The following is a 25,552-nucleotide window of genomic DNA, read 5'->3' as shown; positions in this document are numbered from 1 at the left end:
GCCATGGCCGCCACCGCGGAGGATCTGGACGTCGACGGGGTCGCCGTCCGGCTGACCAACCCCGACAAGGTGTACTTCCCGGCGCTGGGCGCCGCCGGCGGCACGAAGCGGCACCTGGCCGAGTACTACCGCGCGGTCGCCGAGCAGGGCGCCATCGTCACCGCGTTGCGCAACAGGCCGACGTACCTGCAGCGATTCCCCGACGGCATCGACGGCGAGGAGATCTACCAGAAGCGGGTGCCGCGGCACGCCCCCGGCTACGTGCACACCTGCCGGGTGTCGTTCCCGTCCGGGCGGCACGCCGACGCCCTGGCCGTCGACTCGGCCGCTGCCGTGGTGTGGGCGGCCACGTCCGGCGCCGTGACCTTTCACCCGTGGCCGTCGCGGTGCGCCGACACCGAGCACCCCGACGAGCTGCGGATCGACCTCGACCCGCAGCCCGGGGCCGGGTTCAGCGAGGCCCGGCACGTCGCCCTCGAGCACGTGCGGCCGCTGCTCGACGAGCTCGGGATGGCGGGGTTCCCGAAGACGTCCGGTGGGCGCGGCGTTCACGTGTACGTGCGGATCCAGCCACGCTGGGGGCACCAGGAGGTGCGGCGGGCGGCGCTGGCCCTGGCCCGCGAGATCGAGCGGCGGGAGCCGGCCGCGGTGACGACGCAGTGGTGGACGGCGGACCGCCCGGACGGCGTGGTGTTCGTGGACTACAACCAGAACGCCCGGGACCGGACGATCGCCAGCGCCTACTCGGTCCGCCGCACCGCGCGGGCCACCGTCTCCACCCCGCTGACCTGGGCGGAGCTGGCCGACGCCGACCCCGACGAGCTGACGATGGCCAGCGTCCCGGCCCTGCTGGCCCGGCGCGGTGACCCGATGGCCCGGCTGGACGACGTCCACCACGACCTGGGTCCGCTCGTCGAACGCGCAGACGCCGACGGGCTGTGAGGCTAGGCCGCCTCACAGCCCGTCGACGGTGCTGCCCCGGGTGCCTTCCCCCGGGTGCCGCTCTGGGTTCTTGTGGCCGCCGGTCAGACCGGCGGGCGGTCGTCGTACGTGCGGCGCTCCTCGACGACCTGCCCGCGGGTCTCGCGCCGGCGCGGGCCCCACACGAAGGCAGTCATGACGAGACCGACGAGGCCGACGACGACGAGGATCCAGCCGACGACCTGGATGTCGATGCCCGCGACCTCGATCTCGACCGCCAGGGCCAGGATGAGGCCCAGGGCGAGCAGGAAGATGCTGACGCCGATTCCCATGCCTACCTCCGGTGTCCACGGGCCCGGACGGCCCGTACGCGGTGGCCATTGACCCGCGGCCACCGCGGGACCGCAACTCGAGGTGGCGGGTCAGCCGCCCCGAGTCAGCCGGAGGGTCAGCCGCCCTGGGTCAGCAGGAACGAGGGTCCGTCGGAGCCCTGCTGGGCGTCCAGGGTGCTGTCGGCGAGCAGCTCAGCGGTCTGCGGGTCGACGAAGACCCGCGCGCCGTCGTTGTCGACGACCTCGTCGCCGGGTTCTGGCGCAGGGGTGATGGAGACCTGGAGCTGCCCCGGCGTCGGGGCGGGCGCGATGCGCAGTCCGGCACCGTCCGGCACCTCCGGCTGAGCAGTCAGGTCACGGACGAGGGTCTGGGCGCTCGGGGTGAGGGTGAGCATGGTCGCTCCGATTCGCAGTCGACGGGGCCCGTGCGGGCCAGTCCTTGCGCCTCCACCGTGCCACGTCCCCGCCCCACCCCGTCAACCCACCCCTGGTCATCGAGTCGACAACCCCGTGGGTGATCAGTCGAAAATCCCCTCTTCGTGATCATGCAGTCCCGCTACCTGTGCCCCTGCCGCCCGTTCGCAGAATGCTGGGTTGGCGGCACGACACGCCGCAAAGGGTGTGACGAACCCAGCATTCTGCGACACGCCCGTGATCATGCATTCCCGTCACCCGCGGCGAAGGTGGCGGGATTGCATGATCACGGACAGGAGGCATGACGAGGGTGGCGGGATTGCATGATCACGGGCAGGTGGTGTGAGGGTGGCGGGATTGCATGATCACCGATTTAGGAGGGGTCAGAAGGCGGACTCGTCGACGTCCATGAGGAAGTTGTCGGTGCCCTCGGCGACGGCGCGGTCGGACGTGATCCGCGGCAGCACCGTCCGGGCGAAGAACCGGGCGGCGGCCACCTTGCCCTCGTAGAACTGCCGGTCCTGCGCCGACGCGCCCGGCAGCGCCGCGAGCGCCACCTCGGCCTGGCGCAGCAGCAACCAGCCGACGACGACGTCGCCGGCGGCCATGAGCAGCCGGGTGGTGTTCTGACCGACCTTGTAGACGTTGCGCGGGTCGCCGCCCTCGGCCCGCGGGTCGGACGCCATGAGCTGGCCGACCATGTAGCCGACGATGCCCTGGGTGTCCTCCAGTGCCTGGGCGAGCAGCTCGCGCTCGCGGGCCAGCTCGCCGCTGCCGCCGTCACCCTTGATGAAGTCCTGGATCTGCGCGGCGAGGTGTCCCAGCGCCGTGCCCTTGTCCCGCACGATCTTGCGGAAGAAGAAGTCCATCCCCTGGATCGCGGTCGTGCCCTCGTACAGAGTGTCGATCTTGGCGTCGCGGACGTACTGCTCGATCGGGTAGTCCTGGAGGAACCCGGAGCCGCCGAGGGTCTGCAGGCTCTCCGTGCCGAGCAGCACCCACGCCCGCTCGGACCCGACGCCCTTGACGAGGGGCAGCAGCAGGTCGTTGACCCGCACCGCCATGTCCTCGGGGCTGCCGGGCTCGAACTCCTCGTTACCGGCCGTGTGCAGCGCCCGGTCGACGACGTCCTGCTGGGTGGCAGTGAACAGCACGAGGGCACGCAGACCCTCGGCGTACGCCTTCTGCAGCATCAGCGAGCGCCGGACGTCGGGGTGGTGGGTGATGGTGACCCGGGGCGCCGTCTTGTCCGTCATCTGGGTGAGGTCGGCGCCCTGGACTCGCTCCTTGGCGTACTCCAGGGCATTGAGGTAGCCGGTGCTCAGTGTCGCGATCGCCTTGGTGCCGACCATCATCCGGGCGTACTCGATGATGCGGAACATCTGCGCGATTCCGTCATGCACGTCTCCGAGCAGGGTCCCGACCGCGGGGATGCCGTCCACCTCGCCGAAGCGCAGCTCGCAGGTAGTGGAGACCTTGAGGCCCATCTTGTTCTCGACGTTGGTGACGAAGGCGCCGTTGCGGTCGCCCAGCTCACCCGTCTCGGGGTCGACGTGGTACTTCGGCACGATGAACAGGCTCAGGCCCTTCGTGCCCGGACCGGCACCCTCGGGGCGGGCCAGGACGAAGTGGACGACGTTGTCGTAGAACGGTGCCTCGGCGCTCGTGATGAACCGCTTGACGCCGGTGATGTGCCACGTGCCGTCGGGCTGCTGGACGGCCTTGGCGCGGCCGGCGCCGACGTCGGAGCCGGCGTCCGGCTCGGTGAGCACCATCGTGGCGCCCCAGTGCTTGTCCACCATGTGACCGGCGAGCTTCTTCTGCTCCGGGGTGCCGAGCATGTACAGCACCTTGGCGAAGGAGAACCCTGCGGAGAACATGTGGACGGCGGGATTGGAGCCCAGGACGAGCTCGGCGGTCGCCCAGCGCAGCGACGGCGGGACCACGGTGCCGCCGATCTCCGCCGGGACGTCCATCCGCCACCACTCGGCGTCCAGGTACGCCTGGTAGCTCTTCACGAAGGACTCCGGCATCTCGACCTCGTGGGTGGCGGGGTCGAACCTCGGCGGACGCCGGTCGGACTCCGGCAGCGACTCGGCGAGCTCGTTCTCGGCCAGCCGGCCCACCTCGGCGAGGATCTCCCGGGCAGTGTCGGCGTCGACGTCCTCGTACGGCCCGGAGCCGAGCAGCTCCTGGCGGTTGAAGACCTCGAAGAGGTTGAACTCGATGTCGCGCAGGTTGCTCCTGTAGTGGCCCATGACCGCCGGTCCCTTCAACCAGACACACCCGTCCGCGGGCAGTTACCCGCCAGTAACACCATGATGCTACCCACGGGTAGTGAGGGCAAGACCCCGGGCCCGGCGGTGCTTGTCGATCTCGACCACGACCCAGGCGAGGACGGCGACGAGCGCGATCCGTAACCAGGTCTCGGCGTCCAGCGGGGCGGTCTGGAACAGCCGGTTCATCACCGGCAGGTACGTCAGCGCGGCCTGCAGCAGGACCTGCACGGTGACGCCGACGACGAGCCAGCGGTTGCTCAGCAGGCCGACGGTGTGCGCCGGGTGGGTCAGGGACCGGCAGCTGAACAGGTAGAGCAGCTCGACGGCGACGAAGACGTTGACCGCGGCGGTCCGGGCGGTCGCGGGGTCGGCGCCGGCGTCCAGCTCCCACTGGAACACCCACCACGAGCCGGCGACGAGCAGTGCCGACACGAGCAGGATCCGGGTGACGAGGTCCCCGGTGAGCAGCGGACGACGAGGGTCCCGCGGTGGCCGGGTCATGATGCCGGGCTCCTTGGGCTCGAAGGCCAGCATGAGCCCGAGCGCGACCGCGGTCGTCATGTTGATCCACAGGATCTGGGTCGGCAGGATCGGCAGCAGCCCGCCCGCCACGATCGCGACGAGGATGACGAGTCCCTCACCCATGTTCGTGGGCAGGGTCCACACGATGAACTTGGTGAGGTTGTCGAAGACGCCGCGACCTTCTTCGACGGCGGCCTCGATGGTGGCGAACTCGTCGTCGGTGAGCACCATGTCGGCGGCCTCCTTGGCCACCTCGGTGCCGCCGCGGCCCATCGCGATCCCGATGTCGGCCTGCTGGAGCGCGGGCGCGTCGTTGACCCCGTCGCCGGTCATCGCGACGACGTTGCGCCGTGCCTGCAGCCCGCGGACCAGGCGGAGCTTCTGCTCCGGGGTGACCCGGGCGAGCACGACGGCGCGGTCCACGGCGTCGGCGTACTCGTCGTCCGACATGGCTGCGAGGTCGGCGCCGGTCAGCACGTCGCCGGGCTGCGGCTCCCCCTCCAGCAGACCGAGCTGGCCGGCGATCGCCGTGGCGGTGGCGGCGTGGTCGCCGGTGACCATCTTGACGTCGATACCGGCGGTCCGGCAGGCGCGGACGGCTTCGACGGCGGCGGGCCGCGGCGGGTCGAGCATCGCCTGCAGGCCGGTCAGCACGAGCCGGCCGGCCAGGTCCTCCTCGGCCGGGGCCTCGGGGCCGTCGACCTCGGCGCCCGCGGTCGCGAGCACGCGCAGGCCGTCTGCGGCGAGCTCGTCGACGACCCGCAGCACCGCCTCGGCGTCCAGTGGCCGCTCGACGCCGTCCGCCCCCAGGGCGGCCCGGCACAGGGGGAGCACCCGCTCGGTCGCTCCCTTGCACAGCGCGACGTACCGGTCGTGCTCGACGTCCCGGTGCACGGTGACCATGTACTGGCGCTCGGAGCTGAACGGCGTCGTCGACGTGCGGGGCAGGCGCTCGGCGAGCTCGTCGACGTCCAGGCCAGCCTTACTGGCCACGGTCAGCAGCGCGCCCTCGGTGGGGTCGCCGATGACCGTGGTCCGGTCGTCCTCACCGCGGCTGAGCCGGGCGTCGTTGCACGCGGCGCCGGCGACCAGGCTCCAGCGCAGGGCGTGGTCGGCGTGGTGGTCGACCGTTTCGCCGTCGGGGGTCTCGACCCGGCCGTGCGGGTCGTACCCGGAGCCGGTCACCGCGAACCGGCGGTCCGGCGTCCACACCGTCCGCACGGTCATCTGGTTCTCGGTGAGGGTCCCGGTCTTGTCGGAGCAGATGACCGTCGTGCTGCCGAGGGTCTCGACCGCCGGCAGCCTGCGGACGACGGCCCGGCGCCGGGCCATCCGGGAGACCCCGATCGCCAGGGTGATGGTGACGGCGGCCGGCAGCCCCTCCGGGATCGCGCCGACCGCGAGCGCCACCGCCGCTACGAACATGTCGGCGACGTCGCGGCCCTGGGCGAGGCCAAGGGCGAACGTGCCGGCGGCCAGGCCGAGGATGATGACGGTGAGGACCTTGCTGAACTCGCCGAGCTGGCGAGTGAGCGGGGTGGCCAGGGACTCCGCCGAGCCGACCAGTCGGTGGATCTCACCGAGCTCGGTGCTCGCGCCGGTGGCCACGACGACGCCGGTTCCGCTGCCGGAGGTCAGCAGCGTGCCGGAGTACAGCATGTTGACCCGGTCGGCGACCGGCGTGCCGTCGGGCAGCGGCGGCACGGCCTTGGCGACAGGGACGGACTCCCCGGTCAGCGCCGACTCGTCGGCGGCGAGCTCGGTGACCTCGATCAGTCGCAGGTCGGCCGGCACCTTGTCGCCCGCCTCGACGAGCACCAGGTCGCCCGGGACGAGGTCGGCGGAGTCCACAGCGCGCTGGACCCCGTCGCGGACGACGCGCGCGCTGGTGCGAACCATCGACCTCAGCGCGTCGAGCGACGCCTCGGCGCGGGACTCCTGGATGAACCCGATGACGGCGTTGATGACGACGACCCCGAGGATGACGCCGGCGTCGACGTACTCGCGCAGCACGAGCGTCACGACGGCGGCCGCGAGCAGGACGTAGATCAGTGGGTGGTGGAACTGGCGCAGCAGGCGCAGCAGCGCCCCGCTGCCGGTCGTGGCGGGCAGCTCGTTGGGGCCGAAGCGCTGCAGCCGGGCCGCGGCCTCCTGCTCGGTCAGCCCGGTGCGGTGGTCGGTCTCCAGCAGCAGGACGACCTCGTGGGCCGTCATGCCGTGGTGGGTCCCGGATGTCGCCGTTGTCATGCCTCCAGGTTCGGCGTTCGGTGGCCGTAGGTGAAGGGACGATCGGCCTGCCCCGGACGGCGGCGGGTCGAGGGATGCTGCTGTGGGGATGCTCATGCGTGGCGGCGATCCGCTCCGTAACGGCGTCACGGACCGCGACCGCGCCGTGGCCAGTCAGCGGCGGGCCGTTCTTGACCGCTGCGCCGGGTCGGCGCACCCGTGGCAGGCGCGGTCGGAATTCATCAAATCTCTATCGGCACGCAGCAGGACGCAGCACTCGGCGACCTACAGTAGGGATACCCCCACGGGGTATGAGGGCGGGGGCCGTGCCGACGGCACGGCCTGGTGGTGCACCGTGCGCCTCGCCCGTGGGGGGGCCAGCTGCCGCCGGCAGAAGGCGGACGTCGAACAGGAGGTCGGACGTCATGGACGTGGTCGTGATCGCAATTGCGGTGCTGCTGACAGGGGCGCTGGGCTGGTACTTCTTCGGTCCACGCTCGTCCAGCCGGGCAGCGGTCGAAGGTGGGGTGCAGGCGCTGACGGTCGCGGTCAAGGGCGGTTACAGCCCCGACGTGATCGAGGTGGAGCAGGGTGTACCCGTCCGGCTCCTGTTCGACCGGCAGGAGGCGGGCGACTGCTCCTCGCGAGTGGTGTTCCCGGACTTCAAGGTCAACCAGAACCTTCCGGCCTACGCCACTACCGCGGTCGAGTTCACCCCGCAGCAGGTCGGCGAGTACGGATTCGCGTGCGGGATGAACATGCTGCACGGCACCGTCAAGGTGGTCGCCGGGTCCAAGGCAGCGTCGCGGACCGTGGGCTCGCCGACGGCGAGTGCTGTCACCGAGCCCCTGACATCGGCGCGCCACCCGCACGACGACACCACGCTCACCGGTCCACTCACGCCGCGCGCGCACGACACGTCCAGCGGACCTGATGACGGCGGACCGGGCGACGCGGAGGCGGCCGAGCGCGCCGCGGAGATCACTGACCTTCGCCGCCGGGTGATCGTCGGCGCGGCGCTCACCGCTCCCGTGCTGGTGGCGGTGATGGCGCACGAGCTGTTCGGCGCCACCTGGGTGCCCGAGCTCCTCATGCGGCCGTGGTTGCAGCTGCTGCTGATCGCGCCGGTGATGGTCTACACGGGGTGGCCGATTCACCGCACGGGCTGGCTGGCGCTGTCGCACCGGACCGCGGACATGAACTCGCTGATCACGCTGGGCACGATCGCCGCCTTCGGGTTCAGCCTCGTGGCAACGTTCGCCCCGAGCCTGCTGCCGGTCGACTCGCGCGAGGTGTACTACGAGGCGGTCGGGGTCATCCTCACCCTGATCCTGCTGGGCAGGCTGCTGGAGACGAAGGCGAAGGCCGGCACCGGCGAGGCGATCCGAGCCCTGATCGGCCTGCAGCCGCGCACCGCCCGCGTCGTGCGCGGCGGCGAGGAGCTCGAGCTGCCGGTGGACCAGGTCGTCGTCGGCGACACCGTGGTCATCCGGCCCGGGGAGAAGCTGCCGGTCGACGGCGAGGTCAGCTCGGGCGCTTCGGCGGTCGACGAGTCGATGGTCACCGGTGAGCCGATCCCCGTCGTCAAGACCGCGGGCGACACGGTGATCGGCGCGACGATCAACCAGACCGGCTCGTTCCGGTACACCGCCACCAAGGTCGGCGGGGACACCATGCTCGCGCAGATCATCAAGCTGGTGCGCGAGGCCCAGGGCTCCAAGGCGCCGATTCAGCGGCTGGCCGACAAGGTGTCCGGCTACTTCGTGCCCGCCGTGATCGCGATCGCCGTCTGGACGTTCGTGGCCTGGTGGCTGGTGGGACCGTCCCCGGCCGGGGTGCTGGGGCTGGTCGCGGCGGTCGCGGTGCTGATCATCGCCTGCCCGTGCGCGCTCGGGCTGGCCACCCCGCTGTCGATCACCGTCGGCACGGGCAAGGGCGCCACCGCGGGCATCCTGATCCGCTCGGCCGAGGCGCTGGAGACCGCCCACAAGCTCGACACCGTGGTGCTGGACAAGACCGGCACCATCACCAAGGGCGCCCCGTCGCTCACCGACGTGCTGCCCGCGGTGGGCTTCGAGTCCGATGAGCTGCTCGCCCTCGTCGCAGCCGCCGAACGGGACTCGGAGCACCCGCTGGCCGCGGCGATCGTCGCCGGAGCCCTCGACCGGGGGGTCGGCGTGCCGACAGCCGCTGCGTTCGACTCGGTGACCGGCCAGGGCGTGCGCGCCGGTGTCGGCGGGGTAGAGGTGCTCGTCGGGAACCGCCGGCTGTTGTCCGAGGCGGGCGTCGATGCCGCCGGGCTTCTGGCCGATCTGGACCGGCTGGCGGCCGACGGCAAGACGCCGATGCTCGTGGCGGTCGACGGCCGGCCCGCCGGGGTGATCGGCGTTGCCGACACGATCAAGGACGGCTCGATCGCCGCGGTCGCCGACCTGCGGGCGCGGGGCGTCGAAGTGGTGATGATGACCGGGGACAACCGGGCCACGGCCGCCGCGATTGCCCGCCAGGTCGGCATCGGCCGGGTCGTCGCCGAGGTGATGCCCGAGCACAAGGCTCGCGAGGTGCGGCGCCTGCAGGCCGAGGGTGGCATCGTCGGCATGGTCGGCGACGGCATCAACGACGCCCCCGCCCTGGCCCAGGCGGACGTCGGCTCGGCGATCGGCACCGGCACGGACGTGGCCATCGAGTCCTCGGACATCACCCTGATCTCGGGGAACCTGGGCGGCCTGGTCACTGCCATCGACCTGTCCCGGGCCACGATGCGCAACATCCGCCAGAACCTGGTGTTCGCCTTCGGCTACAACGCGATAGGCATCCCCATCGCCGCCGGCGTGCTGTACCCCGCCTTCGGGCTGCAGCTCAGTCCGATCATCGCCGCCCTGGCGATGGCCCTGTCCTCGCTGTCGGTGGTCACCAACGCCAACCGGCTACGCCGGTTCACCCCCGGACCCGCCGCGACCGCGAGCGCCGTCCCCGTCCGGACCACCGACCCGGTGGTCGAGATCGGACGCGACCACGAAGAAGAAGAGGAGAACCCCATGCACCACGACCACGACCAGCACGCCGCGACCACCGTCGTCGACCCGGTCTGCGGCATGAACGTCGACCCCAAGACCGCCGCCGCCACCCGCGAGCACGACGGCAGCACCTTCTACTTCTGCTCGCCCGGCTGCGCCGCGACCTTCGACGCCGACCCGCACGTCTACGGCCACCAGCACGCGCCGTCGCACTGACACCCGGCCGAGACCTGCGAGCTCCGGGACAGGAGGGACTGTCATGGCCGCCACACAGTCGGAGCGTGACGCCCTCCTGGCCCGGCTGCACCGGATCGAGGGGCAGGTGCGCGGCATCGCCCGGATGGTCGACGGGGGCGCGTACTGCATCGACGTCCTGACCCAGGTGTCCGCCACCACGCGGGCGCTGCAGTCGGTCGGGCTGCTCCTCCTCGACGATCACCTGCACCACTGCCTGGCGGAGGCCGCGCAGACCGGCGGCAGCGTCCATGAGGAGAAGGTCCAGGAAGCCTCGGCGGCCATCGCCCGGCTGGTGCGCAGCTGACCGGCCGCGGGGGCGCCGCGGCCTTGACCAGCCTGCTGCCCGAGATGTTCACGCATCGGTTCCACGTCTCACACGCGTCATCTTCCCGACGTGATCCCTGCCCAAGAAGTACTCCATGCCCAAGAAGTACTCCATGCCCAAGAAGTACTCCATGCCCAAGAAGAAGAGCCGTGTGCGACCTGCGACAAGGGTCCGAGGAGCTGGTCGGGGCGGTGGCCTCGATGCCGACGGCGTGGCGGGTGCGGGAACGGGTCGGCCCGGCGCAGCAAGCTGACGGTCCCAGTGGCGTGACGGCTGACCGTGACTCAACACGGCTGAGCAGCGGGGCGATTTTGCGAAGAGATGGTCTCCATTCTGCGACCACCGCGGAAGACGGCGGCCATCGCGGCCTCGGTGACGGCCGCGGCCGGTCGCAGGCGCGCCGTTGCGTCATCGCCCAGGCCCGTGAGGCCGGCGTCGCCTGCGGCCACGTGTCGGGTGAGGTACGAGTAGCCGTTGCCCGCCATGAGCTTGTGCAGCGACATCACCGGGAGCCACCTCCTTCCCTCGTCGACTATCGCCACCGGGAGGTGTGCGGTGGGAGCGAGAAGACGCCTCGCCCGCGCCCCCGCCGGCCCGAGTCGGGTCGAGCAGTCGACGTCAGCCTGCTCAGCGCCGATGGTCGAACCGATGACGGGAGCGCCCGGTCGCCAGAGAAGCGATGACGCGGCGCGCCGGAGCTGTCGGCGTCATCGGGCGCGCCACGCGCGTCATCGCGGTGGCGGCAGCGTCATCGGTTCGGTGCTTGCCCCTGCGCTGTGAGGACGGCCGAGTCGAGAATGCGAGCGCCCTGCACGATCAGCGCCGACGTCGAGCGTGACAGGGAGCGCTCGAGGAAGCTGTGCGGGGCCTCGCCGTGCTCCCAGTCCGTCGTGACGAGCGGCTGTCCCCCGGTGATCAGGAACGCGTCGAACGCGGCCACCCCGGTGAGGCCGGTCATGGTCGCGACGTCACGAGGGCTGAGTTCGCGCAGGATCATCGGGGCCGCACGCCCGTGGAACGGCTCTCCGTAGTGGTCGAGACGCTCCATCATCGACAGGTCGCTGCCGAGGAGGATCAGGAGAACGGGGCGTTTGCTGAGGTCGGTGTCCCATACGCCCTGGAGCTCGCCTGCGCCACTCGCGATCGCCTCCAGCAACCACGGGAGCTCGTCGATGACGACGGTGGCCGGCCCGTCCGTGGGGAGCGCGGCGCTGAGGATGCGGAGTGCGGCGGCCAGGGTGCCTGGTCCGGCGCCGTCCGCGACGGCGGCGTTCGGGAGGTTGCTGGTCGCTACCGCCTCCATGAGCGCGGCCAACTGCGCCGCCTCGGTAGCACCTCGCGCGGCTTGGAGGTGGACATGAGGGACGCGAAGCCAGACGTCATGGTTGCCGACCCTCCGTAACTGAACCCTCACAGAGAATTCTATTGCAGACGAGGGTTTGTTGCCGAGGGTCTGAACTTGGGTGGGCCCTCAGCCTTGGTGGGGATCGTCCCCGAGGTGCGCAGCGCGCCGTCGGGCCCCGTGTATACCTCGCCTGCCACCTCCCGGACGGGAGTCGGCGGACGGCGCCGGAGGCTCGGCGGTGGCGTCGGGATGCGGTCGCAGTCGTCATGGTCGGACCTCTTCGCTATGGCACGTTATGGCGCGAGCCGACCAGCAGAAGGGTCCCAGGGAGGTCCGACAGAGCCGCTGTACCGCTCTGACCTGCGAAAACGCGGAGCGGGTGACGGGAATCGAACCCGCACTGTCAGCTTGGGAAGCTGATGTTCTGCCATTGAACTACACCCGCGCGCCAACGCCCCGGGGGGCGTTGACCCCGGGCAGCATACCGGCCTGCCGCCGCGCCCTCCCACGGCCCTCCGACCGGACGTGAGCCACACCACAGGATCGCCGCAGATTGGCAATGTGACGGCCATCTCGCCTACGGTCGACAGCCGCGTGGCCACGGCTGTGCGATGCCGGGGCGCTGTCGCGGACGGCGGTGCGCGGTACCCGGCACATCGATCGAGGAGGTGTGACGGTGGCGGCGATCCGCGCCGACGGCGTCTACAAGGTCTTCGGCCGTCGGGCCGAGGAGGCGGTCCGGCGGCTCAGGGACGGCGCCACCCGCGACGAGGTGCTGCCGATGGGCGTCACGCCCGCGGTCATCGACGTCAGCTTCGAGGTCCAGCCCGGCGAGATCTTCGTCGTCATGGGTCTGTCCGGCTCCGGCAAGTCGACGCTCATCCGGATGCTCAACGGGCTGCTCGAGCCCACTGCCGGCACCGTCGAGGTCGACGGGGTCGACATCACTCGCGCCGACCCGGCCCGGCTCCGCGAGGTCCGGATGCGCCGGATGAGCATGGTGTTCCAGCACTTCGCGCTCCTGCCGCACCGGACCGTCCTGGAGAACGCCGCCTACGCCCTCGACATCCAGGGCGTCCCGCCGGCGGAACGGGCCGAACGCGCCCGTGAGGCTCTTGACCTCGTCGGCCTCACCGGCTGGGAGGACAAGTTCCCCTCCCAGCTCTCCGGCGGGATGAAGCAGCGCGTCGGACTGGCCCGCGCGCTCGCCGCCCAGACCGACATCCTGCTCATGGACGAGGCGTTCAGCGCCCTGGACCCGCTCATCCGGCGGGAGATGCAGACCCAGCTCGTCGACCTGCAGCAGCGGCTCGGCAAGACGGTCGTGTTCATCACCCACGACCTCAACGAGGCCATGTACATCGGTGACCGGATCGCCGTCATGCGCGACGGCCGCGTCGTCCAGGTCGGTACGGGCGAGGAGATCCTCACCGACCCGGCCAACGACTACGTCGCCGAGTTCGTCGCGGACGTCGACAAGTCCCGGGTGCTCACCGCCGGGTCCGTGATGGAGCCGGCGCGTGCCGTGGTGTTCTCGGGCGCCGGGCCGCGCACCGCGCTCACCGTCATGCGCGAGCACCAGAGCGGAGGCGTGATCGTCGTCGACCGGGACCGGCGGCTACGCGGCCTGGTCCGGGACAGCGACGCCATGGCCGCCGTCCGGCGCAACGAGCAGTCCCTGCAGGCGATCATCACCCCGGACGTCGCGAGCGTGTCCGAGTCGACCACCCTCGCCGAGCTGTTCGCTCCCTCGGCGGAGTCCGCCGTCCCGCTCGCCGTCGTGGACGACGACGGCCGGCTCCTCGGCGTCATCCCGCGGGTCACGCTGCTGGCCGCCATGGCCGGCAGCACCGAGGACGACCCCGCCGGCACCTCGGTCGAGCCGGTGGAGGTGGCCCCGTGAGCCTGCTGCTGGCCTTCGACCCGGCCAACCCGCGGCTCCCGCTCGGGGACTGGATCGCCGAGGCCACCGAGTGGCTGACCTCTACGTTCGAAGCCGTCTTCGACGGCATCAAGGCCGGCCTGGCACAGGTCTACGACCTGCTCAGCGGGGCCCTGGCCGCGCCGCCGTTCTGGCTGGTCATCATCGTCTTCACCGCGCTGGCCTGGTGGCTGCGCAGCTGGCGGTTCGCGCTGTTCACCGCGCTCGGTTTCTACCTCATCCGGGCCCTCGACCAGTGGCTGACCGCGATGGACACGCTGGCGCTGGTCATCATGGCCGCGACGGTGTCCGTCGTCCTGGCCGTCCCGCTCGGCATCTGGGCGGCCCGTTCGGAGACGGTGAGTCACGTCGTCCGGCCGGTCCTCGACTTCATGCAGACCATGCCGGCGATGGTGTACCTCATCCCGAGCCTGGCCGCCTTCGGCATCGGCGCCGTCCCCGGGATGGTGGCCACGGTCGTCTTCGCCATGCCGCCCGGCGTCCGGCTCACCGAGCTGGCGATCCGTCAGGTCGACCCCGAGGTGGTGGAGGCAGGGCGGGCTTTCGGCTCTCCGCCGGGCCGGATCCTGCGGCAGATCCAGCTTCCGCTGGCCCTGCCCACCATCATGGCCGGCGTCAACCAGGTGATCATGCTGGCCCTGTCGATGGTCGTCCTCGCCTCGATGGTCGGTGCCGGCGGCCTGGGCAGCGAGGTGCTCAGCGCCCTCGGTCGGGTGGACGTCGCCCGCGGCGTCGAGGCTGGCCTCGCCGTCGTCATCCTCGCCATCTACCTCGACCGCCTGCTGTCCTCGCTCGGCGACCGGGCGCCCGTGACCCGGGCCGCCCGTCTGCGCGACTGACCGGCGCCCTCTGAATGTCACACCCCAAGGAAAGGAAGTGCTCTGTGCGTCAACCGACGAAGCTCATCCGCACGACCGGCCTGCTCACGGGCGCCCTGGTGCTGAGCGCCTGCGGGGCGTCCAACACCGGCTCCGGTGACACCGAGGAGACCACCGACGCCGGCGGTGAGCAGACCGCGGCCGCCTCCCAGTGGAGCGACTGCGACATGACCGAGGGTCTCGCCCCCGTCCCGGACCCCGAGGGCACCGGTGAGGACGCCGACACCACCGTCGACATCGGGGTCTTCAGCGGCTGGGACGAGTCCTACGCCGCGTCCTACCTGTACGCCAACGTCCTCGAGGGCATGGGGTACACGGTGAACCTCACCGAGTACGAGGCCGCTCCGATGTACACCGGCCTCGCCGACGGGGACGTCGACATCAGCCTGGACACCTGGCTGCCGCTCACCCACGAGGACTACCTCGAGCGGTACGGCGAGGACATGACGAGCCTCGGCTGCTGGTACGACAACGCCAAGCTGACCATCGCCGTCAACGAGGACGCGCCGGTGGAGTCGCTGGCCGAGCTCAACGAGCACGCCGAGGAGTTCGGCGGAGTGCTGTACGGGATCGAGCCCGGCGCCGGCCTGACCCGCATCACCAAGGACGAGGCGATCCCGACCTACGAGCTCGACGACCTCGAGTTCCGCGAGTCATCCACCCCGGCGATGCTCTCCGAGCTGAAGTCGGCGACGGACTCCGGGGAGAACATCGTCGTCACCCTGTGGCGGCCGCACTGGGCCTACGACGCGTTCCCGGTCAGGGACCTCGAGGACCCCGAGGGCGCCATGGGTGAGGCCGAGTTCATCTACTCCTTCGGCCGCGGCGACATCGAGGAGGAGATGCCGAACGTCGCCCAGCTGGTCCGCAACTTCGTCTTCACCGACGAGCAGCTGGCCGAGCTGGAGAACCTCATGTTCAGCGAGGAGCACTACGCCGGCGAGGACCATGAGGCCGCCGTCGCCGAGTGGCTGGAGGCGAACCCCGAGTTCGTCGACCAGCTCAAGGCCGGCGAGCTGGGCTGACGCCCGCGTCGTCGTCCGGCGCCTGAGGTACAACCGCCGACCGTGCCGCTCCTTGGGGTGGCACGGTCGGCGCGCACCGTGGACGGTCCGGTCAGGGGCTGACGGGACGCTCCCACCTCACCCCCGGGAACCGGCTGAAGTCGTTGTCGTAGGAGACGATCTCGGCGCGGTGCTCCACGGCGAGCGCGGCCAGGTGCGCGTCGGAGACGAGGTTTCCTCCGCTGCCCACCTGCGCCAGCAAGGACCCCATGACGTCCAGGTGACGGGCGGTCGGGTGGACCACGTCGGCGCTCGGCTGGGACAGCCAGTCCTGGACGACGTCCACGGCCGCGCTCACGCTCAGCGGACGGGGAAACAGGTCCACCCGCGTGCTCAGACGCAGGAAGGCGAGTACCGGAACCCAGGCGAGGCCGACCGACGCGGCGCCGGACAGTGCGTCGTCCAGCCAGCCTCTGGCCTCCTCGTGGTGCTCGGCGTCCTCGTTGACGGCGTAGAGCAGGACGTTGCCGTCCACGAGCTTCACTTGCCGGCCCGCATCCGCCGCAGCAGCTCCTCGTCCTCGAGGTCCCCCGCCAGCTGCAGCGCCTTGTCGAGCGAGACCGTGGGGCGTCCCATCGGCGCTGTGCGCGTGCGGAACTGCCGCGGCGGGCGGCGACCCGCGAGCCCTTCACGCACCGCCTCGTTCAGGGCCTGCTTGAACGAGATGCCGCGTTCCTTCATCCGCTGCCGGAGCAGCTGCTCGGTGTCGGCATCCAGGGTGACCGTCGTGCGCATGTGACAGCCTAACATCATCGGGCGTGATGCCATGGCATCACTCGACGTCCCGCCGGGGGCCCCCTCCGCCTCGGTCGACTGGGTAGGTTGTCGGCGTGCTGCTGTCCGACCGCGACATCCGGACCGAGATCGACGCCGGACGGGTCGTCCTCGACCCGTTCGACCCGGCGATGGTCCAGCCGAGCAGCATCGACGTCCGGCTCGACCGGTACTTCCGGCTGTTCGACAACCACAAGTACCCGGTGATCGACCCGGCCCTCGAGCAGCCCGACCTCACCCGACTCGTCGAGGTGGGCCCGGACGAGGCGTTCGTGCTGCACCCCGGCGAGTTCGTCCTCGCCTCCACCTACGAGTACGTCACCCTCCCGGACGACCTGTCCTCGCGGCTCGAGGGCAAGAGCTCGCTCGGCCGGCTGGGCCTGCTCACCCACTCCACCGCCGGGTTCATCGACGCCGGCTTCTCCGGTCACGTGACCCTCGAGCTGTCGAACGTGGCCACCCTGCCGATCAAGCTGTGGCCCGGCATGAAGATCGGCCAGCTGTGCTTCTTCCGGCTCTCCAGCCCGGTCGAGCACCCCTACGGCAGTGACCGGTACGGCTCGCGCTACCAGGGCCAGCGCGGTCCGACCGCGAGCCGGTCCTACCTCAGCTTCCACCGCACCCGGGTCTGACCCGTGCCGGCCGCGCGCCGCCGCCCCACGCCGTCCGGCCGCCCCGACGGCTTGGACCGCAGCCGTGCCCACGTGCTCGTGCTCCCGGGCGGCATCGACGTCGAGGACGTCGAGCCGCTCGTCCGCCAGCGGGAGCCCGCGGTCGCCGCCGACCCGGGCGGCGGCCTGCGGATCGGGCGGCACACCAGGCTGCTCGGCCCCTTCGCAGCGGACGACGTCCTGCCCGCAGGGGCCCACCCCGACTGGGCCCTCGCCTGGGTGCTGGACTGCCCCGCCGAACGCGGGGACCCGCCGCTGCCCGGGATCACCGACCCCGACGGCCTCTACCGCGCCTTCCCGCACGGGCTCCCGGTGCGGGCCGAAGGACGGGCCGTGGGCCTGCTCGTCGCCCTCGCCCGCCGGTTGCGTGGCGCCGTCCGGGTCGCCGGCAGCGGACTGCTGCTGCGTCCCGACCCGGACGTCGCCGTCGACGTCGTCGTCCACGCGGCGCACCGGCTGGACCGGGACACCTTGCGCGCCGCCCTGGTCGCCGCCGGGGTCCCGGCGACGGAGCCGGACCCGGGGGCGCCGTGGGCCGGTCCCCCGCCGGACCTCGTCGAGCACCCCCCGGACGAGGCGGTCGCCGCCCTCCCGACCGAGGAGCGCGCGGCGCTGCACGCCCGCGCCGACCGGCTGGACGCCGAGGTGCTCGCCGCCGAGCAGGCCGTCCGGATCGGTGGCGAGCGGGCCGCCGGGACCGCGGATGCAGCGCCGTACGCCCTCGTCGTCGACATGGCCCGATCGGTGGACGACGCGGAGTCCGGGATCGTCGAGGTGCTCGTGCACCCCGCCGAGGACCTGCCGCCGGCGGTGGCGGGTCATCCGTGGGCGGGGCGGGCGACGACGTACGAGGTCCGCTGGGCGCCGGAGGACCCCGCCGTCGCCGCCCTCGAGGCGCCGGGAGGTGCACTGGTGGCTGCCCGCCGGCGGGCGGCGGCCGTCGTCCGGTCGGCGGCGCGGGTCGTCACCGAGGCGGCCGAGGGCATCCCGGTGGACGCCGACGGGTTCCTGCTGGACCGCTACTCCCTCTGACCAGCCGGGCCCTCGATCGCTCGGCCTCTCGTCGCTCGGCAGCCCGAGGGCCGTGCCGGGACCTCCACCGCTCAGGAGTCTCGGCGGAGTGTCCACGGCAGGTCGGGGTCGGCGCCCTGGATCTCGAGCGCCTCGACGGTGATGCGCGCAAGACCTTCGGCGTCGGACTGCGGCCACTCGAGGACCGTGTAGTCGGGCGCGTACGGCTCGACGTGCCCGGGGTCGCCAGGACGCCGCCAGCCGAGGTCCCGGATCCGCCGATCCTGTTCCTCGGTGACCTCCACGTGCCCGCCGGCGAGGGCGGCGCCTCCCAGGATGCCGAGGACGACCCCCTGCCCCTGGCCGGCGAACTGCGCGACGAAGCCGGAAGGGAGCCGGACGGGAGGTTTCGTACCGAAGAGGCCTCGGCGCGGTTGGGACCAGCGCTGCTGCTCCGGTGGGACCTCGTGATCGAAGATCAGGAACTCGGTCTCGGTGAGGGTCGCGAGCTCGCTGGCGAGCCGCTCCCTCCATCTGTCCCAGCGCGGGTCTGGCATGACGCTGCTCTCCGGGAAGGCCTCGGGACGAGGATGCTCACCAAATCCGGTGAATTAACCCGACGAATCGGACCGTCCGGAGGTTACATGCGGCACATGAGCAGGGGTTACGCGCTGGACTCCTCTGATCTGGACGCCAGTGTGCGCTTCCTCAGCGCCGCACGGACCGAGCTGACCGATGTGGATTCACTGTCAGCGTCCCCGGACCCGGCCGCAGCTCCGACGAGGTAAGGCATTCTCGGCGCTCTCCGGGCCACAGAATGCTGGATCCGCGACGGCATTGCCGGCGTGTCGCGCCACCAACCCAGCATTCTGCGAGAGGCGGCTGGGTTGTGTGGGGTGGCGGGATTGCATGATCACGGACGGGGAGGCACTGGGGCGGTGGGGTCGGTCAGGAGGCGGGCTGCGGCTCCGGGTCAGGAGCGCGCTCGCCGGCGTCGGCACCGGACCCGGGCTCGCCGCCGCGCCTGACCGCTGCGAGCAGCATCTGCGCGACGTCCAGGACCTGGACCTCCTCGCGGGCCTCGCCCTTGCCCTGCGCCTCGGTCAGGCCGTCGGAGAGCATGACCCGGCAGAATGGGCAGCCGATGGCGATGGTGTCCGCTCCGGTGGCCACGGCCTCGGCGGTCCGGTTGGCGTTGATGCGGGTGCCGATCTTCTCCTCCATCCACATCCGTGCCCCGCCGGCGCCGCAGCAGAACGACCGCTCCTTGCTGCGCTCCATCTCCCGGTACTCCACGCCGGGCAGGGCGCCGAGGAGGTCGCGCGGCGGGGAGTACACGCCGTTGTGCCGGCCGAGGTAGCACGGGTCGTGGTAGGTGACGCTGGGCGCCGACGCCCCGGCCTTGGACAGCCCGAGCCCCGACACCGGCTGCTCGGGCGGCGTGACCGGGACGAGCCGCTTGTCGCGCACCAGCCGGTTGAGCAGCTGGGTGTGGTGGACGACCTCGTAGTGCCCGCCGAGCTGCGGGTACTCGTTGGCGAGGGTGTTGAAGCAGTGCGCGCAGGAGACGACGACCTTGGTCGCCTTCATCTCGTTGAGCGCCTCGACGTTCGCCTGGGCGAGCATCTGGAAGAGGAACTCGTTGCCGGCGCGGCGGGCCGGGTCACCGGTGCAGGACTCGGCGTCGCCGAGGACGGCGAAGTCGACGCCCGCGGTGTGCAGCAGCTCGGCGACGGCCTGGGTGGTCTTCTTCGCCCGGTCCTCGAACGCCCCGGCGCACCCGACCCAGAACAGGTACTCGACCTCGGAGAGGTCCTCGACGTCCACGCCGACCTGCTTGACCTCGAACGGCAGGTCCTTCGCCCACTCCAACCGGGTCCGCGCGTTCATCCCCCACGGGTTCTGCTTGGTCTCCAGGTTCCGGAACAGCCCGCCGAGCTCGCTGGGGAACGCCGACTCGATGAGCACCTGGTTGCGGCGCATGTCGACGATGTGGTCGACGTGCTCGATGTCGACCGGGCACTGCTCGACGCAGGCGCCGCAGGTGGTGCACGCCCACAGCACGTCCGGGTCGATGACACCGCCGCCGGAGGGCCGCCACGGGTCGCCCTCGGTCGCCCCGACGAGCGGCCGCTCGGCCTCCGCCCGGGCCATCGCCAGCACGTCAAGCGGGCCTGACGTGCCGTCGGGCGCGGCACGCTCCTCCTCGGTGGCCAGCAGGTACGGCGCCTTGGCCCAGGCGTGGTCGCGCAGCGACAGGATCACCTGCTTGGGGCTCAGCGGCTTGTCCGTCGTCCAGGCCGGGCACTGCGACTGGCAGCGGCCGCACTCGGTGCAGGTGCTGAAGTCCAGCAGGCCCTTCCAGGTGAAGTCCTCGACCTTGCCGACGCCGAGCGCGGTGTCCTCGTCGAGCTCCTCGAGGTTCTCGAAGTCCAGCGGGGCGCCGCCGACGAGAACCGGCTGCAGCTCCCCGAGGGAGGTCCGACCGTCCGCGTGCCGCTTGAACCAGATGTTGGGGAACGCCAGGAACCGGTGCCACGCGACACCCATCGTCGGGTTCAGCGCGACGGTGACGAACCACGCCATCGAGATGAGGATCTTCACCGCCGCGATGACCACGATCGCGGTCTCGATCGCGCCCAGGCTCAGCCCGGTGAACAGCTCGCCCAGCCACGCCGTGAGCGGGAAGTGCACGAGCGTCGCGTACTGCCCGTCCGTGGCCGCGCTCTGGGCGTACTCCAGCCCGCGCAGGGCGATGACGGCCAGGACGACGCCGAGGATCGTGGCCTCGACGTAGTAGGCCTGCCAGAAGCTCGACAGGTAGAAGCGGGACCCGCGCTCGCCCGAGGCCCGCCGGCCGTCCCGCTGGCGCCCGGCGTACCGGCGGGGGTGCTGGCGCTGGCGGATGACGATGAGCACGACGATCCCCACCAGGGACAGCCAGGCCACCACCTCGGTCAGCCACTCCAGCGGCACGAAGTGCCCGATCAGCGGCAGGACGAACCCGGGGTCGAACAGCTGGCCGTAGGCGGTCAGCAGGCTGAAGAACAGCAGACCGAAGCTCACCATGACGAACCAGTGCGCCACCGCGACGACCGGCAACCTGGCCATCCGGGTGTGGCCGAGGAACTCGCGCACGAGGGTCGCGGTCCGCCGGCCCGGCTCGTCGGTGCGCCCGACGACGGGTTGCCCCAGGCGGATCGTCCGCACGATCTGCCCGACGGTTCGGGCGAACAGCGCGACGCCCACGGCGGTGGCGGCCAGGGACACGACGATCGCGATGACCTGCATGGGCGCGGAGTCTACGGACGGGCGACGTCCCCGGGAGGGTGACCTCGCCCACCGATCCTGCGGGTCAGCTCCGCGGCGGCCGCCCGCACCCGGACGACGAGCCCGGCCTCGGCGTCCGCAGTCACCTCGTCGGCCGGGAAGGTGAGGGCCACCCCCGCCACCGGGTGACCGGTGTGGTCGTGGACCGCCGAGGCCACGGACGCGAACCCCGGCGTGACCTCGCCGTCCTCGCGGGCGACGCCGTCGCGCCGGACCGTCACGAGCAGCTGGCGCAGCGCCGACGGCGAGCGCGGTCCGCGGCCGTGCCGGTCGACGAACGCGGCGGCGCCGGGGAACAGGGCGCGGACCTGCCCGGCCGGCAGGGCGGCCAGCACCGCCCGGCCGCTCGCGGTGAGCGGCGCGGGCAGCCGGACGCCGACGTCGGTGACCAGCGGCGGCCGCCCCGGGGCGCGCTCCTCGACGACGTAGACCACCTCGCGGCCGTGCAGGACGGCCAGGTGCGCGGAGTGTCCGGAGGCGTCGACGAGACGGGCGAGCACGGGGCGGGCCAGGCGCGCCAGCGGCTCCTGACGCAGGTAGGCGGTGCCGATCTCGTACGCGGTCACCCCGAGCCCCCAGCGTCGTTCCTCGGGCAGGTGGACGACGAACCCGTCCCGGGCCAGGACGGTCAGCAGGTGGTACGTGGTCGAGCGCGGCAGCCCGAGGTCCCGCGCGATCGCCGCCGCAGGCACCGGGGCGGCCTGGCTGGCCAGGTGCCGCAGCACGGCCAGGGCCTGCTCGGCGGCCGGGACGCGGCTCGAGCGGCCCCGGGCGTCACGGTGCGCCATGTCTGGCATCCCAGACAGCATCCCAGGCCGGCCGGTACCGGCGGGACGCCGCCGGGTGTGCGATGGGCAGGTGAGCGAGTACCAGGTCAGCGGGCATCAGGTGAGCGGACACCAGGCGAGCGGACGGCTGGACGGACGGCGGGCGAGCGAGCAGCACGTCGTCCGGGTCGGTGTCGGCCCCGTCTCCCCGGCGGAGGTCGTCGCGGTGGCCCGCGGTGACGCCGGCGTGGAGCTGACCGCCGAGGCCGTCACCGCGATCGAGCGCAGCCGGACCGTCGTCGAGGACCTCGCCGGCGACACCCGTGCGCACTACGGGGTGTCGACCGGGTTCGGCGCGCTGGCCACCCGGCACATCCCGGTCGGGCTGCGGGCGCAGCTGCAGCGCAGCCTCGTGCGCTCCCACGCCGCGGGGGCCGGCGAGCCGGTCGAGCGGGAGGTCGTCCGGGCGATGATGCTGCTGCGGCTGTCCACGCTGGCCACCGGCCGCACCGGCGTCCGGCTGCAGACAGCGCAGGCCTACGCCGCCCTGCTCACCGCCGGCCTGACCCCCGTCGTGCCCGAGCACGGGTCGCTCGGCTGCTCCGGTGACCTCGCGCCGCTGGCCGCCGTCGCCCTCGCCGTCATGGGTGAGGGGGAGGTCACCGACGCCGACGGCCGCACCCGTCCGGCGGCCGAGGCGCTGCCAGAGCACGGGATCGAGCCGGTCGCCCTCGCCGAGAAGGAAGGCCTGGCGCTCATCAACGGCACCGACGGGATGCTCGGCCAGCTGGTCCTGGCCGCCGAGGACCTGCGCCGGCTGCTGCGCACCGCGGACGTCGCCGCCGCGATGAGTGTCGAGGCGCTGCTGGGCACCGACGCGGTGTTCGCCGCGGACCTGCAGGCGCTGCGTCCGCACCCCGGCCAGGCGGACGCCGCGGCGAACCTGCGCGCCGTCCTCGCCGGGTCGGGGGTGATGGCCAGCCACCGGGACCCGTTCGAGTGCACCCGGGTGCAGGACGCCTACTCCCTGCGCTGCGCCCCCCAGGTGCACGGCGCCGCGCGCGACACCCTCGCCCACGCCGAGGCGGTCGCCGGCCGGGAGCTGGCCAGCGCCGTCGACAACCCGGTCGTCACCGTCGACGGGCGGGTGGAGTCCAACGGCAACTTCCACGGCGCCCCCGTCGGGTACGTGCTGGACTTCCTCGCCGTCGCGGTCGCCGACGTCGCGAGCATGAGCGAGCGGCGCACCGACCGGTTCCTCGACCGGGCCCGCAACGGGGGCCTGCCGCCGTTCCTCGCCGACGACCCCGGGGTCGACTCGGGCCTCATGATCGCCCAGTACACGGCCGCCGGCGTCGTCAGCGAGCTCAAGCGGCTCGCCGTCCCGGCCAGCGTCGACTCCATCCCCTCCTCGGCGATGCAGGAGGACCACGTGTCGATGGGGTGGGCGGCGGCCCGCAAGCTGCGCCGGGCGCTCGACGGTCTCACCCAGGTGCTCGCCGTCGAGGTGCTCACCGCCGCCCGGGCCCTGGAGCTGCGCGCCCCGCTCGAGCCGGCCCCCGCGACCGCCGCCGTGCTGCGCGCCGTCCGGGCCGCCGGGGCCGGCGGACCTGGACCGGACCGCCACCTGGCGCCCGAGATCGCCGCCGTCGCCCGCGCCGTCCGGGACGGCACCGTCGTCGCCGCCGCCCAGACCGTCACCGGACCCCTCCACTGACCCGACCTCCTGCCCCACCGACCCGATCTCTGGAGGGTTTCCGGGCTCTCGGAGCCCGGCCAGACCCCGGAAAGCCTCCAGAGAACGCACCGAAAGGACCGTGAGCACGACATGGACGGAGCACGACCGGTCCGCGCGCCGCGCGGCACGACGCTGACCGCCCGCAGCTGGCAGACCGAGGCGCCGTTGCGGATGCTGATGAACAACCTCGACCCGGAGGTGGCCGAGCGCCCCGACGACCTCGTCGTCTACGGCGGCACCGGCCGCGCCGCCCGCGACTGGGCCAGCTTCGACGCGATGGTGCGCACCCTGACCACCCTCGCGGACGACGAGACGATGCTCGTGCAGTCCGGCCGGCCGGTCGGCGTCCTGCGCACCCACGAGTGGGCCCCGCGGGTGCTGATCGCCAACGCCAACCTGGTGGGCGACTGGGCGACCTGGCCGGAGTTCCGCCGTCTGGAGCACCTGGGCCTGACGATGTACGGCCAGATGACCGCCGGGTCGTGGATCTACATCGGCACCCAGGGCATCCTCCAGGGCACCTACGAGACGTTCGCCGCGGTCGCGGAGAAGAGGTTCGGCGGCACCCTGGCCGGCACCCTGACGCTGACCGGCGGCTGCGGCGGGATGGGCGGTGCGCAACCACTGGCCGTCACCCTCAACGGCGGCGTCTGCCTCGTCGTCGACGTCGACCCGGCGCGGCTGCGGCGCCGCGTCGAGCACCGCTACCTCGACGAGATGACCGACGACCTCGACGTCGCCGTCCAGCGGTGCCTGGCCGCCAAGCGCGAGCGGCGCGCCCTGTCCGTCGGGCTCGTCGGCAACGCCGCCACCGTGGTCCCGGAGCTGCTGCGCCGTGGGGTCGAGGTCGACATCGTCACCGACCAGACCAGCGCGCACGACCCGCTGAGCTACCTGCCCGAGGACGTCGACCTCGCCGACTGGCACGACTACGCCGAGGCCAAGCCCGAGGAGTTCACCGACCGGGCGCGCGCCTCGATGGCCAAGCACGTCGAGGCGATGGTCGGCTTCATGGACGCCGGCGCCGAGGTCTTCGACTACGGCAACTCGATCCGCGACGAGGCCCGCCTCGGCGGCTTCGAGCGCGCCTTCGCGTTCCCCGGTTTCGTCCCGGCGTACATCCGGCCGCTGTTCTGCGAGGGCAAGGGCCCGTTCCGGTGGGCCGCGCTGTCCGGTGACCCGGCCGACATCGCCGCCACCGACCGCGCCGTCCTGGACCTGTTCGGGGACGACGAGAAGCTGGCCCGGTGGATCCGCGCGGCCGGCGAGAAGGTCGCCTTCCAGGGCCTGCCGGCGCGGATCTGCTGGCTGGGCTACGGGGAGCGGCACCTGGCGGGTCTGCGGTTCAACGAGATGGTCGCCTCCGGGGAGCTGTCCGCCCCGGTCGTCATCGGCCGCGACCACCTCGACGCCGGCTCCGTCGCCTCCCCCTACCGGGAGACCGAGGCGATGGCCGACGGCTCCGACGCGATCGCGGACTGGCCGCTGCTCAACGCCCTGGTCAACACGGCGTCCGGGGCGACGTGGGTGTCGATCCACCACGGCGGCGGCGTCGGCATCGGACGGTCCATCCACGCCGGGCAGGTCACCGTCGCCGACGGCACCCCGCTCGCGGCGCTCAAGCTCGAGCGGGTGCTGACGAACGACCCGGGCACCGGTGTGCTCCGGCACGTCGACGCCGGGTACCAGGCCGCCGAGCGGGTCGCGGCCGAGCGGGGGGTGCGGGTGCCGATGCGGGAGACGCCGTGACCGGTCCCGA

21 protein-coding genes and 1 tRNA gene are annotated in these 25,552 nt (G+C 72.1%); 10 read left to right on the top strand and 12 right to left on the bottom strand.

The annotated features are described in order from the left end of the window. The first annotated feature begins 3 nt into the window (after positions 1 to 3). Entirely contained in the window at positions 4 to 942 is a 939-nt protein-coding gene (locus HJG43_13665) for an ATP-dependent DNA ligase (GenBank protein ID UER55412.1), read from the top strand. 83 nt (positions 943 to 1,025) lie between these two features. Here the strand turns inward: HJG43_13665 and HJG43_13660 are convergent, their stop codons facing one another. The 4 genes from HJG43_13660 to HJG43_13645 all read right to left on the bottom strand — a co-directional run bounded on the left by HJG43_13660 (position 1,026) and on the right by HJG43_13645 (position 6,715). After that, a complete protein-coding gene (locus HJG43_13660; protein UER55411.1) occupies positions 1,026 to 1,253 on the bottom strand; it encodes a hypothetical protein in 228 nt (75 codons plus the stop codon). 116 nt (positions 1,254 to 1,369) lie between these two features. Further along, on the bottom strand, positions 1,370 to 1,648 hold the full coding sequence (locus HJG43_13655; GenBank protein ID UER55410.1) for a hypothetical protein: 279 nt from the start codon (positions 1,646 to 1,648) through the stop codon (positions 1,370 to 1,372). Positions 1,649 to 2,050: 402 nt separating this feature from the next. Next, complete coding sequence (locus tag HJG43_13650; protein ID UER55409.1) at positions 2,051 to 3,925, bottom strand: acyl-CoA dehydrogenase; 1,875 nt, start codon at positions 3,923 to 3,925, stop codon at positions 2,051 to 2,053. A 66-nt stretch (positions 3,926 to 3,991) separates the two neighbouring features. Continuing rightward, the gene (locus HJG43_13645; GenBank protein UER55408.1) at positions 3,992 to 6,715 is read right to left on the bottom strand and encodes an HAD-IC family P-type ATPase; all 2,724 of its coding nucleotides are present in this window, start codon (positions 6,713 to 6,715) and stop codon (positions 3,992 to 3,994) included. Positions 6,716 to 7,119: 404 nt separating this feature from the next. On the opposite strand from HJG43_13645, the gene HJG43_13640 reads away from it, so the two are divergent. Both HJG43_13640 and HJG43_13635 read left to right on the top strand, forming a co-directional pair. Continuing rightward, complete coding sequence (locus tag HJG43_13640; protein UER55407.1) at positions 7,120 to 9,927, top strand: heavy metal translocating P-type ATPase; 2,808 nt, start codon at positions 7,120 to 7,122, stop codon at positions 9,925 to 9,927. Positions 9,928 to 9,970: 43 nt separating this feature from the next. Continuing rightward, positions 9,971 to 10,252 carry a metal-sensitive transcriptional regulator gene (locus HJG43_13635; protein UER55406.1) on the top strand — a complete coding sequence of 94 codons (282 nt, stop codon included), beginning with the start codon at positions 9,971 to 9,973 and terminating at the stop codon, positions 10,250 to 10,252. Positions 10,253 to 10,557: 305 nt separating this feature from the next. On the opposite strand, the gene HJG43_13630 is transcribed toward HJG43_13635, so the two are convergent. From HJG43_13630 to HJG43_13620, 3 genes are all read right to left on the bottom strand, one after another. Next, positions 10,558 to 10,779 (bottom strand): hypothetical protein, encoded by a 222-nt coding sequence (locus tag HJG43_13630; protein ID UER53206.1) that lies wholly within the window; start codon positions 10,777 to 10,779, stop codon positions 10,558 to 10,560. A 242-nt stretch (positions 10,780 to 11,021) separates the two neighbouring features. Beyond that, the gene (locus HJG43_13625) at positions 11,022 to 11,588 is read right to left on the bottom strand and encodes a hypothetical protein (GenBank protein UER55405.1); all 567 of its coding nucleotides are present in this window, start codon (positions 11,586 to 11,588) and stop codon (positions 11,022 to 11,024) included. Between the two features lie 404 nt (positions 11,589 to 11,992). Beyond that, a tRNA-Gly gene (locus HJG43_13620) sits at positions 11,993 to 12,063 on the bottom strand. Between the two features lie 231 nt (positions 12,064 to 12,294). Here HJG43_13620 and HJG43_13615 point away from each other — a divergent pair. Genes HJG43_13615 through HJG43_13605 form a run of 3 tightly spaced genes read left to right on the top strand, consistent with a single transcriptional unit; the run spans position 12,295 to position 15,463 of the window. Further along, positions 12,295 to 13,521 (top strand): glycine betaine/L-proline ABC transporter ATP-binding protein, encoded by a 1,227-nt coding sequence (locus HJG43_13615; GenBank protein ID UER55404.1) that lies wholly within the window; start codon positions 12,295 to 12,297, stop codon positions 13,519 to 13,521. 2 nt (positions 13,522 to 13,523) lie between these two features. Next, positions 13,524 to 14,399: a proline/glycine betaine ABC transporter permease gene (locus HJG43_13610; protein UER55982.1), complete on the top strand. Its 876-nt coding sequence runs from the start codon at positions 13,524 to 13,526 to the stop codon at positions 14,397 to 14,399. Positions 14,400 to 14,413: 14 nt separating this feature from the next. Beyond that, positions 14,414 to 15,463 carry a glycine betaine ABC transporter substrate-binding protein gene (locus tag HJG43_13605; protein ID UER55403.1) on the top strand — a complete coding sequence of 350 codons (1,050 nt, stop codon included), beginning with the start codon at positions 14,414 to 14,416 and terminating at the stop codon, positions 15,461 to 15,463. 91 nt (positions 15,464 to 15,554) lie between these two features. On the opposite strand, the gene HJG43_13600 is transcribed toward HJG43_13605, so the two are convergent. Then, the gene (locus HJG43_13600) at positions 15,555 to 15,986 is read right to left on the bottom strand and encodes a type II toxin-antitoxin system VapC family toxin (GenBank protein ID UER55402.1); all 432 of its coding nucleotides are present in this window, start codon (positions 15,984 to 15,986) and stop codon (positions 15,555 to 15,557) included. After that, on the bottom strand, positions 15,983 to 16,237 hold the full coding sequence (locus HJG43_13595; GenBank protein ID UER55401.1) for an antitoxin: 255 nt from the start codon (positions 16,235 to 16,237) through the stop codon (positions 15,983 to 15,985). The genes HJG43_13600 and HJG43_13595 overlap by 4 nt, the downstream gene beginning before the upstream one ends. A 95-nt stretch (positions 16,238 to 16,332) precedes the next feature. On the opposite strand from HJG43_13595, the gene HJG43_13590 reads away from it, so the two are divergent. Together HJG43_13590 and HJG43_13585 are read left to right on the top strand one after the other, a co-directional pair. Further along, positions 16,333 to 16,908 carry a dCTP deaminase gene (locus HJG43_13590; protein ID UER55400.1) on the top strand — a complete coding sequence of 192 codons (576 nt, stop codon included), beginning with the start codon at positions 16,333 to 16,335 and terminating at the stop codon, positions 16,906 to 16,908. A 3-nt stretch (positions 16,909 to 16,911) separates the two neighbouring features. Beyond that, positions 16,912 to 17,979, top strand: a complete 1,068-nt coding sequence (locus HJG43_13585) for a hypothetical protein (GenBank protein ID UER55399.1) — start codon at positions 16,912 to 16,914, stop codon at positions 17,977 to 17,979. Positions 17,980 to 18,050: 71 nt separating this feature from the next. Here HJG43_13585 and HJG43_13580 read toward each other — a convergent pair whose 3' ends face one another. The 3 genes from HJG43_13580 to HJG43_13570 all read right to left on the bottom strand — a co-directional run bounded on the left by HJG43_13580 (position 18,051) and on the right by HJG43_13570 (position 22,085). After that, the gene (locus tag HJG43_13580; protein UER55398.1) at positions 18,051 to 18,515 is read right to left on the bottom strand and encodes a hypothetical protein; all 465 of its coding nucleotides are present in this window, start codon (positions 18,513 to 18,515) and stop codon (positions 18,051 to 18,053) included. Between the two features lie 391 nt (positions 18,516 to 18,906). Then, positions 18,907 to 21,249 carry a (Fe-S)-binding protein gene (locus tag HJG43_13575; protein UER55397.1) on the bottom strand — a complete coding sequence of 781 codons (2,343 nt, stop codon included), beginning with the start codon at positions 21,247 to 21,249 and terminating at the stop codon, positions 18,907 to 18,909. An 11-nt stretch (positions 21,250 to 21,260) separates the two neighbouring features. Then, positions 21,261 to 22,085 (bottom strand): IclR family transcriptional regulator, encoded by an 825-nt coding sequence (locus tag HJG43_13570; protein ID UER55396.1) that lies wholly within the window; start codon positions 22,083 to 22,085, stop codon positions 21,261 to 21,263. Here HJG43_13570 and hutH point away from each other — a divergent pair. Further along, complete coding sequence (gene hutH, locus HJG43_13565; protein ID UER55395.1) at positions 22,075 to 23,772, top strand: histidine ammonia-lyase; 1,698 nt, start codon at positions 22,075 to 22,077, stop codon at positions 23,770 to 23,772. The two genes, HJG43_13570 and hutH, sit on opposite strands and share 11 nt — an antisense overlap. Before the next feature lie 111 nt (positions 23,773 to 23,883). After that, positions 23,884 to 25,542 (top strand): urocanate hydratase, encoded by a 1,659-nt coding sequence (locus HJG43_13560; protein UER55394.1) that lies wholly within the window; start codon positions 23,884 to 23,886, stop codon positions 25,540 to 25,542. Positions 25,543 to 25,552: the final 10 nt, after the last annotated feature.

Source organism: Kineosporiaceae bacterium SCSIO 59966, assembly GCA_020881835.1.
Lineage (GTDB): Bacteria > Actinomycetota > Actinomycetes > Actinomycetales > SCSIO-59966 > SCSIO-59966.
Note: the sequence above shows the minus strand (reverse complement) of the source record. Positions and strands in the feature narration are given on the sequence as shown.